General features: G+C 60.8%; 11 protein-coding genes, 1 tRNA gene and 1 pseudogene. 6 read left to right on the forward strand and 7 right to left on the reverse strand.

The annotated features are described in order from the left end of the window. Positions 1-1,488 (forward strand): FGGY family carbohydrate kinase, encoded by a 1,488-nt coding sequence (locus JKL48_RS13630; protein WP_201983365.1) that lies wholly within the window; start codon positions 1-3, stop codon positions 1,486-1,488. 115 nt (positions 1,489-1,603) lie between these two features. Next, positions 1,604-2,209: pseudogene (gene ribB, locus JKL48_RS13635) on the forward strand (3,4-dihydroxy-2-butanone-4-phosphate synthase); the annotation flags it as partial. A gap of 293 nt (positions 2,210-2,502) precedes the next feature. On the opposite strand, the gene JKL48_RS13640 reads toward ribB, so the two are convergent. The 3 genes from JKL48_RS13640 to JKL48_RS13650 form a co-directional block, all read right to left on the reverse strand. Continuing rightward, a tRNA-Arg gene (locus JKL48_RS13640) sits at positions 2,503-2,574 on the reverse strand. A gap of 161 nt (positions 2,575-2,735) precedes the next feature. After that, positions 2,736-3,932: an ADP-forming succinate--CoA ligase subunit beta gene (gene sucC / locus JKL48_RS13645; RefSeq protein ID WP_201983367.1), complete on the reverse strand. Its 1,197-nt coding sequence runs from the start codon at positions 3,930-3,932 to the stop codon at positions 2,736-2,738. A gap of 110 nt (positions 3,933-4,042) precedes the next feature. Continuing rightward, positions 4,043-5,212 (reverse strand): glycoside hydrolase family 113, encoded by a 1,170-nt coding sequence (locus tag JKL48_RS13650; RefSeq protein ID WP_201983369.1) that lies wholly within the window; start codon positions 5,210-5,212, stop codon positions 4,043-4,045. 137 nt (positions 5,213-5,349) lie between these two features. Here JKL48_RS13650 and JKL48_RS13655 point away from each other — a divergent pair, with 137 nt between their 5' ends. After that, entirely contained in the window at positions 5,350-6,009 is a 660-nt protein-coding gene (locus JKL48_RS13655; protein WP_201983371.1) for an ABC transporter ATP-binding protein, read from the forward strand. A gap of 72 nt (positions 6,010-6,081) precedes the next feature. Continuing rightward, complete coding sequence (locus JKL48_RS13660; RefSeq protein ID WP_201983374.1) at positions 6,082-6,372, forward strand: hypothetical protein; 291 nt, start codon at positions 6,082-6,084, stop codon at positions 6,370-6,372. A 229-nt stretch (positions 6,373-6,601) separates the two neighbouring features. Here JKL48_RS13660 and JKL48_RS13665 read toward each other — a convergent pair whose 3' ends face one another. Beyond that, positions 6,602-6,778, reverse strand: coding sequence for a hypothetical protein (locus JKL48_RS13665; RefSeq protein WP_201983376.1), 177 nt, complete (start codon positions 6,776-6,778; stop codon positions 6,602-6,604). 14 nt (positions 6,779-6,792) lie between these two features. On the opposite strand from JKL48_RS13665, the gene JKL48_RS13670 reads away from it, so the two are divergent. Further along, on the forward strand, positions 6,793-7,578 hold the full coding sequence (locus JKL48_RS13670; RefSeq protein WP_201983379.1) for a hypothetical protein: 786 nt from the start codon (positions 6,793-6,795) through the stop codon (positions 7,576-7,578). A 191-nt stretch (positions 7,579-7,769) separates the two neighbouring features. Here JKL48_RS13670 and JKL48_RS13675 read toward each other — a convergent pair whose 3' ends face one another. Further along, the gene (locus JKL48_RS13675) at positions 7,770-10,028 is read right to left on the reverse strand and encodes a pectate lyase family protein (RefSeq protein ID WP_201983389.1); all 2,259 of its coding nucleotides are present in this window, start codon (positions 10,026-10,028) and stop codon (positions 7,770-7,772) included. 337 nt (positions 10,029-10,365) lie between these two features. Between JKL48_RS13675 and JKL48_RS13680 the strand changes: the two genes are divergently transcribed. Then, positions 10,366-10,551 carry a hypothetical protein gene (locus JKL48_RS13680; protein ID WP_201983391.1) on the forward strand — a complete coding sequence of 62 codons (186 nt, stop codon included), beginning with the start codon at positions 10,366-10,368 and terminating at the stop codon, positions 10,549-10,551. 378 nt (positions 10,552-10,929) lie between these two features. Here the strand turns inward: JKL48_RS13680 and JKL48_RS13685 are convergent, their stop codons facing one another. Then, complete coding sequence (locus tag JKL48_RS13685) at positions 10,930-11,952, reverse strand: LacI family DNA-binding transcriptional regulator (RefSeq protein ID WP_201983393.1); 1,023 nt, start codon at positions 11,950-11,952, stop codon at positions 10,930-10,932. Positions 11,953-12,193: 241 nt separating this feature from the next. Then, positions 12,194-14,980, reverse strand: a complete 2,787-nt coding sequence (locus JKL48_RS13690; protein ID WP_201983395.1) for a substrate-binding domain-containing protein — start codon at positions 14,978-14,980, stop codon at positions 12,194-12,196. Positions 14,981-15,205 lie beyond the last annotated feature (225 nt).

The following is a 15,205-nucleotide window of genomic DNA, read 5'->3' on the forward strand; positions in this document are numbered from 1 at the left end:
GTGTTTCCTCCCTTCATCCTGGCCATCGACCAGGGCACCAGCAGCACCAAAACACTGCTATTCGATGCGACTGGCCAGGTGGTGGCCCGTGCCACGGTGCCACTGCCAACCAACTATTTTGGCAACGGCTACGTGGAGCAAGACCCCGAGGGCATCTACCAGAACGTGCTGGATTCGGTGGGGCAGTGCTTAACGGCATTTACCACCGCCGGGGGCAACCTGACGGATATAAAATCGGCGGGCATCTCCAACCAGCGCGAAACCTTCGTGGTGTGGAACGCGGCCGGCAAACCGCTGCACCCGGCCGTGGTGTGGCAGTGCAAACGCTCCATCGGCGTGTGCGAACGCCTGAAAGCCGCGGGCCTGGAAGATGAAGTACAGGCCAGAACCGGGCTGTTCATCGACCCTTATTTTTCCGGCACCAAGCTCATCTGGCTGAATGAAAACGTGCCCGCCGTGCGCGAGGCCATCCACGCCGGCCAGGCCTACTTCGGCACCGTCGATACTTGGCTGCTCTACAAGCTAACCAACGGCCAGCGCTACCTCACCGACCACACCAACGCCTCGCGCACGCTGTTTTTCAACCTGCACACCCTGAACTGGGACGCCGATTTATTGGCCAAATTTGGCCTCGGCCGGTTGAATCTGCCGGCCCCCCGGCCATCGGCGAGCAGTTTCGGCGCAACTACATTTGGGGGCCTGCTCAGCCAGCCGGTGCGCCTGACGGCCATGATGGGCGACTCGCACGCCGCCGCATTTGGCGAGGGCTGCTTCGCGCCCGGCACCGCCAAAGCCACGCTGGGCACCGGCAGCTCCATCCTGATGAACATTGGCCCGGCGCCCAAAACCTCGCAGCACGGCATGGTCACCACCATTTGCTGGAGCATGGAAGGGCGCGTGGATTATGCGCTGGAAGGCGTTATTGTGACCTGTGGCGCTACCATCGAATGGCTGAAGAACAGCCTGGGCCTGTTTGCTGAAAGCCGCGACACCGAGGCCCTGGCCACCGCCGTGCCCGACAACGGCGGCGTGTACCTCGTGCCCGCCTTCAGCGGCCTGGGCGCCCCGCACTGGCAGATGGACCGCAAGGCCAGCATCACGGGCCTCACCTTTGGCAGCACCAAAAACCACCTCGTGCGCGCCGCTCTCGAGTCCATACCGTTTCAGATACAGGACGTGCTGCAGGCCATGGCCCAGGACACCGGCCTGCCCCTGGCCGAGCTGATGGTGAACGGCGGCCTTACCGCCAACCGCTTCGTGCTCCAGTTGCTGGCCGACCTGCTCGGCACGCCCGTCAGCAACCAGAACAGCCCCGATATCTCGGCCCAGGGCGCCGCCTACCTGGCGGGCCTGCAAGCCGGCCTCTACCCCGATTTGGCGTATCTGGAAACCCTGGCTACCGGCCGTAACAGCATCCGGCCAGGGGCGGGCGCGCCCGCGGCGCAGGCAGCCCACGCCGGCTGGCGGGCAGCCATAGGCGAAGGCTAACCCGCTGTCGGCGGGCGCGCCGGGCCGGAATCCGGTATCTTTGGGCCCTTGTTGTTCTACTCAAGCAGCTCGCAGAGGCTGCGCCCCGTTCATGAAAGCAGCTGAAGTGCCCGTTCTGGAGCCCATTGTGCTCGATACCATTGAAGAAGGCGTTGCCGCCGTTCGGGCCGGCCAGGTCATCATTGTGGTGGACGACGAGGACCGCGAAAACGAGGGCGACATGATTTGTGCCTCCGAGTGCGTCACGCCGGAGCTGGTCAACTTCATGGTACGCGAGGGCCGGGGCCTGCTCTGCGTGTCGCTGCCGGCCGAGCGCTGCCAGCAGCTGGACTTGCCGCTGATGGTGGCGGACAACACAGCATTGCACCAAACGGCCTTCACCGTGTCCGTCGATTTGCTGGGACCCGACTGCGGCACCGGCATTTCGGCCAGCGACCGCGCCCGCACCATCCAGGCCCTCATAAATCCGGCAACCAAACCGGCGCAGCTGGGCCGGCCGGGGCATATTTTCCCGCTGATTGCCAATGCCGGCGGCGTACAGGCCCGCCCCGGCCACACCGAGGCAGCCTTGGATTTTGCCCGCTTGGCGGGTTATCAGCCTTCGGGCGTGCTCATTGAGGTGCTGAGCAAGGACGGTAGTATGGCCCGTCTGCCTGAACTGCGCCAGTTGGCCACCCGGCTTGGATTGAAACTGGTGAGCATCCAGGACTTGATAGCACACCTCAGCGCGTAAGCACCTGATAACCTACACGTAGGCCACAGCAATGCTGCAGCCAAGCAAGCCTTTTCGCTCGCGGCAGCACTCCCTTATTGGCATTCGTCAAATGCAGCATCCAGACCCGCCGGGGGCCGCCTGGGGCGCTTCGTTCATGCCGCAATGCGGTTGTTTGCATTGGCTGAAAGGCAGAAGTAACCGAAGCATTTAAGGTATTTCCGCCGTCCTCTTTGCTGATGAGGCACGCACTGGGTATTAAAGCAAAAACCGCCCCTGTGTTTCACAGAGACGGTTTTCAGTGGCCACGTTAGGAATCGAACCTAAATCAAGAGCTTCGGAAACTCTCATACTATCCGTTGTACGACGTGGCCAGGGCCGGATTGGACTGCAAAAGTAGCCGCAAAAGCTTCGGCAGCCAAATAGTGCGGCCGCTTTTCTATTCAACTGCTGCTTCTACCGGCTGACTGCATAAACGAAAAAAGCCTCGCCGACACAACACCGGCGAGGCTTTTTTCGTCAAACTTTCAGCGGCTTAGGCAGTAGCCAGCACTTCTTTCACGCGGGCGGCGGCATCTTTCAGCAGCACAGCCGATGATACTTTCAGGCCGCTTTCGTCGATGATGCGGGCGCCTTCTTCGGCGTTGGTGCCTTGCAGGCGCACGATGATGGGCACGCGGATGTCGCCGATGGCTTTGTAGGCCTCTACCACGCCGTTGGCCACCCGGTCGCAGCGCACGATGCCGCCGAAGATGTTAATCAGGATGGCTTTCACGTTCGGGTCCTTCAGGATGATGCGGAAGCCGGCTTCCACCGTCTGGGCGTTGGCTCCGCCGCCTACGTCGAGGAAGTTGGCGGGCTCGCCACCCGAGAGCTTGATGATGTCCATGGTGGCCATGGCCAGGCCGGCGCCGTTCACCATGCAGCCCACGTTGCCGTCGAGCTTCACGTAGTTCAGGCTGTTGTTCGAGGCTTCTACTTCCAAGGGGTCTTCCTCGTTGAGGTCGCGCAGGGCCACAAAATCCTTGTGACGGTACAGGGCGTTTTCGTCCAGCGTCACCTTGGCGTCTACGGCCAGGATTTTGTTGTCCGACGTTTTCAGCACCGGGTTGATTTCGAACATGCTGGAATCGGTTTCGTCGTAAGCCTTGTACAAAGCGGTTACGAACTTCACCATTTCCTTTTGTGCCTCGCCCTCAAGGCCCAGGTTGAAGGCAATTTTGCGGGCTTGGAAGCCCTGCAGGCCCACGGCGGGGTCCACGTGCTCGCGGTGGATTTTCTCGGGATGCGCCTCGGCTACTTCCTCGATGTCCATGCCGCCCTCGGTGGTGTAGATGATGACGTTTTTGCCCAGGGCGCGGTCCAGCAACACGCTCATGTAGTATTCCTTCGGCTCCGAAGCGCCGGGGTAATACACGTCCTGCGCGATGAGCACCTTGTGCACTTTGCGGCCTTCGGCACCGGTTTGCTTGGTCACGAGCTGCATGCCGAGGATGCTGTCGGCAACGTCCTTCACTTTGTCCAGGCCTTTGGCGAGCTTCACCCCGCCCCCTTTGCCGCGGCCACCGGCGTGGATTTGCGCCTTGATGACGTACCAGCTGGTGCCGGTTTCGGCGGTCAGCTTCTCGGCGGCGGCTACGGCCTCCTCGGGCGTATCGGCGGTGATGCCTTCCTGCACGCGGACGCCGTATTTTTTCAGGATTTCTTTGCCCTGATATTCGTGAATGTTCATAAAAACGGGTAAGGGAGTGGTGATTCTACGCGGACCTTCGGTTGCTGACGCGAAAGTACGACGATGGCTGGCAAAAGCGGAATAATATGTAGCAGAAGCTTCATCTTACGCTACTGCGCATACCAGCGGGCCAATACGGCTTCGGCCGGCTTGTGCTGGGGCGTGAAATCGGCGTGGCGGCGCGCCGGGCCGTCGGCGGCCAGGCCGGGGTACCATTTCCAGATAAACAGGCCTTTCAGCCACGGCTGGCCCCAGCAGGCCCGAAACAGGGCCTCGTAGCAGCGCGCCTGCGTGGCCTCGTCGGGCGTGGCGAAGGCGGCCGTGCGCTCGGGCCATTCCCAGGGCCGGGCGGCGGCGTCGGGGGTGGTTTTGTAGCCCACTTCGGTAAAAACGATGGGTCGCTTGATTTTTTTCTGCCAGGCAGCGAGCCGTTGCAGGTGCGGCGCCCAACCCAATAACAGCGCATCAAGCGAAGGGCTGGCGGCCGTGCTCAGCGGAAAATAGGCCTGAATGCCCACGTAGTCCAGCGCGTCCCAGAAACGGATTTGCTCGTACTCGCCGCTCCAGTTGGCGGCGTAGGTTAGCGGGCCGTGGTAGACCTTGCGAATGGCTTTGATGAGGCCGCGCCAGGCTTTCTCGTGGGCCGGCTCCGTGGCGTGCAACAGCTCGGTGCCAATGCAGAGGCCGTCGAACCGATTGGCTTCGGCCAGAGCCGCGTAGTGCAGCATGAACGTAGAATAATTGGCAAACCACGCCTGCCAGTCGGCCGGGGTAGCCATGTTGATGTCGCCGGGCCAGGACTTGGGCCCGCGCACCCACAAGTGCGGCTTGAGCAGCGTGCGGATGTGGTGCCGGTGCGCCAGCGCCGCCGTGTAGACAAGCCCGGCGTCGCTCTCACCCCACAGCCCGCGCCGGCCAGCGGGCCGCGCGGTATTCACCCGGATAGCGGGCTCAGCCGCGCCGCCCTGCCAGCCAAACGGCATCTGAGCAATCCAGCTGACGTGGTCGCGCAGCAGCGGGGCCAGCTCGGCCTCGGTAATGGAGTCGCCGCCTACCCAGCTCACGCCGCGCAAGCGGGTGCTGTCGGCCGGCGCGGCAGCGGGCCGGGGAGTGCCAGAAGCCCCGGCGGCCAGCTCGGCTGCTATTGCCAGGGTGGCTTGCGGGCTTGCGCGGCGGCTGGCCATTCCGTTCCCCAGCAAGCGCCGCAGCACCAGCAGCAATGCCGTCACGAACAGCAGCGCCAGCCACCAGCGGCGCCCCAACAGTGAGGAGAAAGGCATCGCAAAAAAATTTCCAGTCACAGGCATACCCAAAGCTACGCGTTGGCCGAAGTTGCGTATAGCTCCCGGCTGCGCTCCGCCCGGATTGTGCGTAGCTTTGCCGTACCCGCACCATTCACGTCTATCGCCGCCTACCGTTGCTGCAAGCTATCAACATTCATAAGAGCTACAATGCTCTGAACGTGCTCAAGGGCATCGATTTAACGATTGAGAAGTCGGAAATCGTGAGCATTGTCGGCTCCTCGGGGGCCGGCAAAAGCACGCTGCTGCACATTCTGGGCACGCTCGACACGCCCGATTCCGGCGATATCCTGTTCGATGGCGAGTCGGTGAGCTCGTTGGGGCGCAACGATTTGGCCCGGTTTCGCAACCGGCACATCGGCTTCATCTTCCAGTTTCACAACCTGCTGCCCGAGTTCACGGCCCTCGAAAACGTGTGCCTGCCCGCCTACCTGGCTGGCCGCACCGAAAAAGAAGTGCGCGTGCGGGCCCGTGAGCTCCTCGCCATGATGAACATGGAGCACCGCGCCGAGCACAAGCCCAGCGAAATGAGCGGCGGCGAGCAACAGCGTGTGTCGGTGGCGCGCTCACTCATCAACTCGCCCGAAATCATTTTCGCCGACGAGCCCAGCGGCAACCTCGACACCAAAAATGCCCAGGAGCTGCACCAGATTTTCTTCCTGCTGCGCAAGGAACTGGGGCAGACCTTCGTCATCGTGACGCACAACGACCAGCTGGCCGAAATGGCCGACCGCAAGATTGTGATGCGCGACGGCCATATTCTGGAGGGCGGGTAAGTCTTCGGTTGAGAAACCAATAATCAGCACATAAAAACGTCATGCTGAGCGCAGTCGAGGCATGACGTTCTTATGTTAACGCTCTGCCTGCTCCCCTACCGCGCCGCGGGGCTGCCGGAAAAATGGGCCAAGCGCAAGGCTTGGCTGCCAGAAAAAGGGATGAGTGAACAACCGGCCGGGAACGGGCAATGGAAGCCGGCGCCAACATTCCATCATCCGGCCACGGGCCGGGCCAGGACGCGTCAGGCGGTACCGGTCGCGAGTCGGTGTGCCGCTGCCGTATCAGGGGCTACAAACTTCTACCCGGAAGGAACAGAAAAATGGTTGTTTCGGCCGGTAAAAAAATCGAAGCTGCATCTGTAAAACGGCAGCCGCCATGCGGAGCGCAGTCACGGCACCCAGCGGGCTTCAACTTATTTCTCTCGATTGGGCCACTGCGTTAGGCAAGCGGTTGCGCCGCGCTCGGCGTGGCGGTGCTTGCTGCGGCTTTTTTAACCCGTGCCTTCGCTGTGTCTCCTCATTGCTAAAGCCAGTGGCCGGCTAAAGTTCGTTCGCACCAGCGATTCAGGGCCGGAATGGAACCTTTAGCCACTCAGAATTGCTTCATTGCCATTCCTCCAACCTGATTAGCTTTTACTAAAAGCAAATATTTTTTGTTATTGCTGATAAATATTTGATTTACAGCAGTAAAATTTACCAATATTTTTGGCTTTTTTCGCACGATTTCTTTTACCTTTGGGTTATACTCACGAACATCAGTTGGACACATAAAAAAATACCGCCATGAACGAGGCCACCAAAACCACCAAGGACATTACCAAAAAGGTTAAAATCGAGAGCTACGACATCAGCCGCTCCGACGAAACGCTGGATTTGGCGAAGGACCTCGCTAAGTTCATCAAGGACAACAAGCTCACCACCAACGTGCAGGGCAAAGAGTTCGTGAACGTGGAAGGCTGGCAATACGCCGGCTCGCGCCTGGGCATTGTGCCCATCGTGGAGCACGTCATCAACGTGAGCAGCCCCGAGGAAATGAAATACCAGGCCAAAGTGACGCTGTTTGACATTCGTCATCAGACCACGGTTGGTGCCGGCTTTGCCGTGTGCTCGAACAAAGAGAGCGGCAAGAAATTCTACCAGGAGTTTGCCATCATGAGCATGGCCCAGACGCGCGCCATCGGCAAAGCCTACCGCAACTGCCTGGCTTGGATTATCCGCGCCGCCGGCTACGAGCCCACGCCGGCCGAAGAAATGGACTACAACACCAACACGCCCGCCGCTGCTCCGGCCCCGGCGGCTGTGGCCCATGCCGTGCCCGCCATGCAGGTGGTACCGGCTGAGGCGCCTGCCGTAGCGGCTGAGGCCCCTGCTGCGCCCGTGCAGTACGCCACGGCCGCTCAGAAAGAGGAAATCATCCGCTTGCTGAACCACCCGGTCATCACCCGTCCGGAGAAAACCAAAATGCTGCTCAACATCAACCGCCTCGACGAGGAGCGTGCGGTGCAGGCCATTGCCAAGCTGCGCAAAGCCATCGACGACCGCGAGAACGGCGAGAAGGCCGCTGCCTAAGCTTCGGCTGCATGAACAGAAAAGCCCGGCACCTTGCGGTGCCGGGCTTTTCTGTTCTTCCATCCATCCTTCTAGCGACAATGGAAGAAAGGCGGCTTCTTTTAGCAATGCCTCGGCTCGGAGCCGGATTGATTGAGTTAACCCGGCTCCGAGCCAAGCCTGCTACTTAAATCCGCCAAAGCGGACTTGGGTTATTGCTTGAGCAAGCGGCCCGTTCGCAGGTAGCCGTCTTCGTCGCGAATTTGAATGAGGTACAGCCCTGGTTTCACCTCTTTCAAGTCAACGCGCTGGTTGGTCATGCCGGTTTTCAACAGGCTGCCCGTGATGGTGTAGATAGAAAACGCGCGGTTGCTTTTCCACTCCACCGTCACGGCATCGGTGGCGGGGTTCGGGTATACCTTCACGGCTTGCGCGTCTTGCTGCTGCAGCGTGGCCAGAACGCCTGTGTAGACGGTGCTCATGTAGTAGATGTTCGCAGTGGTGCCTTTGGTGATTTGGTGGGCACCGATGGGCAGCGTGAGGGTGAGCAGGCCCGCACTCACGGTGCGGCTGGTGCCGTCCACTATAACCGTTCCGCTAAAGGTGCTATTGAATACCAGCGTGAGCGTGGCGGCTGCGGTTGTCGTGAAGGCAATGTTCGTGGCCGACTCCAATTTCAAGCACTGCGTCAGGTTCAAGCCGTTATAAGTAACCGTTCCTTGCGAAGTGGAGAGGTTGCCGGTGATGGTGTAATACGTGCTGGAGGTGCCGGACAGGGTGAAATTGTGTATCATGCCGGCCGTGCTGGTGCCACCGCCGCCCCCGCCTCCGCCTGGGGTAGCGGGTGCGTCGCCCTGCACAGAAACCAGGCCGGTCGTGTAATGAACCAGCGCGTATTGCAGCGGTAAGTTGACGGCGGAAGAAGCATCGTCGACCGAATTATTGAAGGTCCACTGGAAATCACCGCCCTTCACGCGTCCCGAGTACAGCGTCACGTTGGTTTGCGCCCCGGTAGGGCTGTCCGGCGTGTAAGTGTACATGACGGCCGGGTTGGTGTCGAAGTTGTTGTAGGTGTTGTTTCCGTACGCCGAATGGACGGTGCTGGGCACCAGCTGCGTCCGGGTAGTCACCACGTACGCATCAAAGTCAACCGTCGAATTGGGATAGCCGGCCGCGCCGTAGGGCACAAAGCGCTGCTGCCCGGTCATCGTATTGTTGAATGCCTTGATGGTTCCGCCGTCCTCGTTCGAGAAAATCGGCATCGTGTTGTAGTCGTTCTGCTGCGTGGCAGGGTTGTAAACATCCGTGCCCTGCATCGAGGTCAGCATCGGGTACTTGCAATTGCGGAAGTAGTTGTTTTCCATGAACACGGAGGAGCCCTCCGTGGAGCCGGCCCCGTATTTGGCGTTGCCGTCGTAGTAGTTGTTGTAGACGTGGGCCGAATAAAACCGAACCCGAGGATGACGCGAATCCGAATGGTCGTACCAGTTGTGGTGGTAGGTGATGTACAGCCCCTGGGTGGTGTTCTCGCTCAGGCCCAGTAGGTTGCATTTGCCCGAATCCCAGAAGTGGTTGTAGGAGAACGTCACGTAGGTTGACTTTTTGCAGTCCAGCGCGCCGTCGCCTTTCACTTGGTCGGCGGCGCTGCCGGCGTGGCCGTAGAAGAAATCGCAGTTGTGCACCCAGATGTGGTCGTTGTCCTGCTGCAGGCCGATGTTGTCGCCCTCGTCGCTGTCGCAGTTCATCGTGCCCATGTTGCGGACTTCCACGTTGGAAGCCCCTTTTATCCGAATGCCCCAGCCATCGGCCACGGCATCGTTTCCTACGCCTTCCATGGTAATGTTGCCGGAAGCATAGTTGCCGTTCTCGACCACAATGTCGCCGTTCAGCATGTAGGTCAGGTCGGTGATTTGCCCGACGAAGCGGACAATCAGCGGCCGCGCATCACGGCCTTTCTTGAAACCATCCAGAATGGTTTGCAGCCCCACGCAGGGGTTGGTGGTGGCCCCGGTCACGTTGAGGGAGACGGTATTCTTGCTGTTTTGCGTGATGTAGAGAATGACCGCGTTGCTTTTTACGGTGCCGTTGGCGTTGTAGCCCCCCGGCACCCGGCCGCCGTCAAAGGCAAATCCGGTCCGGTCCTGGGCCAGCACCGTTAGGGACGGGGTCACCGTTGCGGCACCTTCTACCCCCGAAACCACGGGCACAATCCGGAGCGTATACGTGCCTGGCGTAAGGCCCAGGGCATCAGCCCGGTAAAAAGACCCATAGTTGCGGACAAGCTGGTCGTCGAGCTTCTGGTTGACAATGCCGGCGCCGCTGTAGTACACATTGTAGCTTTGCGCCGTGGCAATGGGCTGCCACCGCACATACGCCGTTTCGAGCCAACCCGAAGATTCCAAGATAGTTACCGTTTGAGCTCGCAGCGCCATCGGCAACAGCAGCAAAAACAAGAATAGAAATTGTTTCATAGTTGGGGACATTTTGGGTGGGCCAGGTGGAAAAAAAGGAAATTGTTTACACAAACCTAGCGCTAAGCTGCAGGGATTGAGTATTTAAATAGAACAATGGCATAGCTAAAGTTATGCAAACGATGCCGGCATCGTTGCCGGCATCGTTGCCGGCATCGTTGCCGGCATCGATGCCGGTTAAATTTACGCTAAAAACCAGCCCCGTTAGCTTGGCAGTTCCTGCTGTTTGAATGAGCCGAAGCAGAAGGGAAGTAGGCTAGCGCCTGTTAGCTATTCGCGTTCCGTTGGGAAGGCAGAAAACAGGTAGATGCCAGGCTAACAAGACGAAGGAAAACGGATGCAGGTACCTGCTTTTCCAGTTCGATGCGCCGGGACAACGCAGAAAGAGGAAATCATCTGCTCTGAAAAAACCAAGCTGGCGTGCAAAATCAGCCCCCTCGATGAGGAGCGCGCCCTGCAGGCCATTGCCAAGCTGCGCAAAGCCATCGACGGCCGCGAGAGCAGCGAGAAGGCCGCAGCCTAAGCTTCGGCCTGATTGAAAAGTCCGGTCCCGCGAGGTGTCGAGCTTTTTCGCTTTCCCGGCGGGGGTCTAATGGCATGCGCGCAACGCATCGGTCCCATGCTAACCTTGGTTCGATGCGGCCGGTGCTCCGGTGGGTAGGTGCGCAAACACGACAGCAACGGCGGATAAGTCGTGTAGCAAAGCACAACCGGCGGCTACCGAAGCTATTTGCAGGCCGCGGTCCGTGTTGCCGGCCCGCTGCGCCGCCACTGCTGGCACCCCACTTGCGCATGCTACCTCTGCTGCCGTGCTAGTGCCCGTTGATGCCGCACGTCCATCGGCACGGCAAATCCGCGCAATGTATTATACATGAAAATGTTGCTGTTATTACAACACCTCCTAACGCGGCGTACTGCCCGTTGATGCCCTGGCAATCAGCTCCGATTTCAATTCCAGGCTTTGGGTAGGGAGTACCGGTTTGTGCTTGATAATGGCATGAAACAGAATGCGGGCGGCCTCTTTGCCAATGGCGTAAGCCGGTTGGGTGATGGTGGTCAGGCTGGGCGCCAGCAATGAAGCGGTTTCCATGTTGGAAAACCCGATGATTTTGACCTGTTTCGGAATGCTGATGCCTAAGCGTTGGCAGGCCTGGTAGCTGCTCAGGGCCAGGCGCTCCACGGAAGCGAAAATCCCATCAATGTCCGGCCGCTGCTGCAGCAGTCGGGTGATAAGGCGCAGGTTTTCGTCATTGCTGCCCCGGCCATTGAGCACCAGACCTGCATCGTAAGGTATCTGGTGGTCGCGCAGGGCCGCCTGGTACCCGTGCAGGCGTCGGCTTCCAATGGAAAGGCTCTCGGAAATGAGCAAGTGCGCAACGGTGCGGCACCCGGCCTTGATAAGATGTTCGGTGGCCTGGTAGCTACTCGCGAAGTCGTCGGTGGTAACGGTGGCTGTTTGAAGCGCTTTGTTCACCCGGTCGAACTGCACAAGCGGCACGCCGGTCAGCTTGAGTTTTTCAAGGTGGCTGACGCTGCGCGTCCCCGTGGCCAGCGCCAGCAAGATTCCATCGACGCGGCCGCTCATGAGGTACTTGGACACGGCCTTCTCCTTCTCCCCGCTGTCGTGGGTGAGGTAGATGAGGACGTGGTAGCCGTTTTGCTGCGCCACCTCCTCAATGCCGTTGATGGCAAGGGAGAAAAAGTGGTTATCAAGCTGGGGCAAAATCACGCCAATGGTTTTGGTCACGTTGTTGCGCAGGCTGCTGGCAAAGGGGTTGGGCTGGTAGTTGAGCAGCTGGGCCACAGCCTTCACCCGCTCGCGGGTAGCCGTGCTGATTTCGTAGGAGTCGCGCATGGCCCGCGACACGGTGGACGACGACAAGCCGAGCTCACCGGCCAGCTGTTTCAGATTGACAAAGCTCATGGGGCGGGGTGGGATGGGAAAGCGAAGCGTGGCCGGAACCGGCCTTTCCAAGCGGCCGTTTTGGCCGGCGGCCTCACACAAAATTCACCGCCCCCGCAGCGCGGGGCTTGCTCAATTCTTGCAATTCCTGTTCAAAAAAAGAATTTGCTATAACCTGCTTTCAAACAATTGTTTATGTATAAAAAAACCGAGCCCGGCAAGGGTTCGGTTTCGTTTTTGGAACAAGGGTTTTGACTTTGTATCAGGACGGCGACGCCACATGCAAGGCCCGGAACTCGGATGGCGACAACTGGTAGCGCGCCCGGAAGCTGGTGGAAAAGTACGACGGGGACGAGAAGCCCAGCTCGTAGGCCACGTCGGAAATGGTGCGCCGTTCGTCGAGTAGCAGTTCCCGCGCTTTCGTCAGGCGCACGCCTTGGATAAAATCGGTGACGCCGGTGCCCAGCACGGCCTTCACCTTGCGGTAGAGCTGCATGCGCGAGATGCCCAGCTGCTGGGCGATTTCCTCTACACTCAGGTTGGTTTTGGTCAGGTTGGCCTCGACTGTGGCCGTGAGGTCGGCCAGAAACTTCTGGTCGGGGCTGGTTAGCACGGTGGCCGTGTCCAGGCTCAGCTCGCGGCGGAAATGCTCGCGCTGGCGGGCGCGGTTGGCGAGCAGCGTGCGCACGCTCTCGAGCAAAAACGTGGGGTTGAAGGGCTTGGTCAGGTAGAGGTCGGCGCCGGCCTGCACGCCCTCCACCTGCTGCTCGGGAGCGCCCCGGGCCGTGAGCAGGATGACGGGGATGTGGGAGGTGCGCCAGTCGGCCCGCAGCTGGGCCACCACTTGCAGGCCGCTCAGGCCGGGCATCATCACGTCGCACACTATCAGGTCGGGAATCAGCTCGGTTGCCCGGCGCAGGCCGGTGTGGCCGTCGGTGGCGCTCTGCACCCGGAAGTCGCCGCGCAGCTTGCGCGTCAGGAAGTCGTTCACCTCCTGGTTATCCTCCAGCACCAGCACCAGGGTTTCGCTGCCGGTTCCGGCCACCGTCAGGGCCTCTTCCGCGTCCGCTTTGGCTGGCAGCCATTCCGGCTCGGGCAGGGCAATGGCCGGCTGGTCGGGCTGGCCAGTGGCGCGCAGTTCTGCCGGCAACTCCCGGGGCAGCGTCACGGTGAAGGTGCTGCCCTGACCCGGCTGGCTGCTAAAGGCCAGCTGCCCCTGGTGCAGGCGCACCAGCCCGTGCGCGAGCGCCAAGCCCATGCCCGAGCCTTTGGCCAGGGCGCCCGGCGCGCCTTGCTCGCCCTGGTAGAACCATTCGAAAACGTGGGCCCGGTCTTGCGCACCGATGCCGGGCCCCGTGTCGGCCACGCTCACGCTGAGCGTGCGGCCTTGGTCAGCGCTTTGCACGCTCACGGTAATCTGGCCGTGCTCAGGCGTGAATTTCAAGGCATTCGAGAGCAGGTTGAGAAAGACCTTGTCCAGCAGATTCGCATCAAACCAAGCCCGTAGTTCCGGCTCGGCGGCCAGGAAGTGCAGGCGCACGCCCCGCAGCTGCGCCGGCTTCTCGAAAGCCTCCACCAGCTCACGCACAAAAGCCACCGCGTCGGCTTCGGTGGCGCGCACAGCCATTTTCCCCACTTCAATTTTGCGAAAATCCAGCAGCTGGTTCACCAGCTGGAGCAGGCGCTGGGTGTTGCGGCGCACCAGGGCCAGGTCCTGCCGGGCCGGCCCCGACAGGTCGGCCCGGCTGCTAAGCAACTCTTCGACCGGCCCCAGGATGAGGGTGAGCGGCGTGCGCAGCTCGTGCGAGAAGTTGGTGAAGAAGCGCAGCTTGGCTTCGGTATCGGCGCGGGCCTGCTCGGCCAGTTCCTGAATATGGTTGCGCTGGGTGCTGATTTCCTCGTTCTGCGCACTCAGCCGGGCGTTGAGCTGCGCCAACTGCTGGTTGATGAGCCGGTTGCGGCGGGCCGACCGCCAGGCCACCGCGCCCAGCAGCAACGCCCCCAGCAAGGTGGCCAGCAGGCCATACAGCACGGTGCGCTGGCTGGCGTAGGTGGCGCGCAGGCGCAGCAGCAGGCCGTGTTGCTGCTCAATGTCCTGCTGCTGCGTGAGAATCTTCTCCCGTTGCTGCATCATCATGCCCACGTTGGTCGAGTCAATCACCACCGTGCTTAAGCGGTTTTCCCGCTCGAAGGGCTGATGGTTAAGAATTTTCAGGGCCGTGCGAATGGCGTCCTCTCCGGCCGGCGAGTACAGCAGCGAAGCTTGCAGCACCCGCCGCTGCACCAGGTCCAGCGCCAAGCCATCGACGCCGATGATGCGCACCTTTTGGGTCAGGCCCAGTTCCTGCAGCACCTCGGCGGCGCTGCGGCCCATGTTGTCGTTGTGGGCAAAGATGAGCGAGGCTTCCGGGTGCGCCCGCAAAGCGGCCTTCAGGGGCGCTTTCAGGGTTGTGACGTTCCAGTCGCCGTTTACCTGCGCGGCAACGTGCAGGTTGGGGTAAGCCGCCAGGCCTTGCGTAAAGCCCTGGTGCCGCCCCGCTGTGGCCGCCGACCGCAACGCGCCCAGCAACTCGATAACGGCGCCCCGTTCTTTCAGCAGCTGGGCGGCGTAGCGGGCCGCCGTCTGGCCCACGTCTACGTTGTCGCCGCCCACGTAGGCCGTGAAATTCGGCGAAGTAGTGCGGCGGTCGAGTAGCAGCACCGGCACACCGCTTCGGAAGGCAGCGTCCACTGCCGGCGTCACCGGGCCGGGCTCGTAGGGCGACACAATCAGCAAATCGATGCCGCCGCGCAGCAACTCCCGGATTTGCTGGCTTTGGCGCTGGCTGTTGTCCTGGGCATCCAGCATGCGCAGCTGCACTTCGGGGTGGAAGCTCAGCTCGCGCTCCATACCGGCCAGCACGGCCTGCCGCCAGATGCCGTGCGTGCTGCACTGCGAGAAGCCGATGCGGTAAGGGCGGGGCGGAGCAGGACGGGCGTCGCTGCAGCCACTCAGCAGTGCCAACGCCAGCAACAGCCACTCCAGCCCTCGAAAAAAAGTCCTGTTCATTACCACGTGCGTTCGACGGGCCAGCCGGAGGTGAAGCAGTCGGCCCGACTCACCCAAATATAAGGCCTGAGCCCCCTTGACTGTCCGCCGCAGTCGTAGCGCTTCGAGGATGCACGTCCGAGACGGCCATTGCAATGCCAAACTCTACGCCTGGTATCACCTTCATTTTTGGTGCGGCAATTTCGGCTGTTATCACACAATCAACTTATAATCAGCATTATAATT

It is taken from the genome of Hymenobacter rubidus (assembly GCF_016734815.1).
Classification (GTDB): domain Bacteria; phylum Bacteroidota; class Bacteroidia; order Cytophagales; family Hymenobacteraceae; genus Hymenobacter; species Hymenobacter rubidus.

Coding starts and splice junctions, on each gene's coding strand:
- sucC (WP_201983367.1), bottom strand. CDS start 3,932: ATGAACATTCACGAATATCAGGGCAAAGAAATCCTGAAAAAATACGGC.
- JKL48_RS13650 (WP_201983369.1), bottom strand. CDS start 5,212: ATGCCTTTCTCCTCACTGTTGGGGCGCCGCTGGTGGCTGGCGCTGCTG.
- JKL48_RS13660 (WP_201983374.1), top strand. CDS start 6,082: ATGTTAACGCTCTGCCTGCTCCCCTACCGCGCCGCGGGGCTGCCGGAA.
- JKL48_RS13665 (WP_201983376.1), bottom strand. CDS start 6,778: ATGTGTCCAACTGATGTTCGTGAGTATAACCCAAAGGTAAAAGAAATC.
- JKL48_RS13670 (WP_201983379.1), top strand. CDS start 6,793: ATGAACGAGGCCACCAAAACCACCAAGGACATTACCAAAAAGGTTAAA.
- JKL48_RS13675 (WP_201983389.1), bottom strand. CDS start 10,028: ATGAAACAATTTCTATTCTTGTTTTTGCTGCTGTTGCCGATGGCGCTG.
- JKL48_RS13680 (WP_201983391.1), top strand. CDS start 10,366: ATGCAGGTACCTGCTTTTCCAGTTCGATGCGCCGGGACAACGCAGAAA.
- JKL48_RS13685 (WP_201983393.1), bottom strand. CDS start 11,952: ATGAGCTTTGTCAATCTGAAACAGCTGGCCGGTGAGCTCGGCTTGTCG.
- JKL48_RS13690 (WP_201983395.1), bottom strand. CDS start 14,980: ATGAACAGGACTTTTTTTCGAGGGCTGGAGTGGCTGTTGCTGGCGTTG.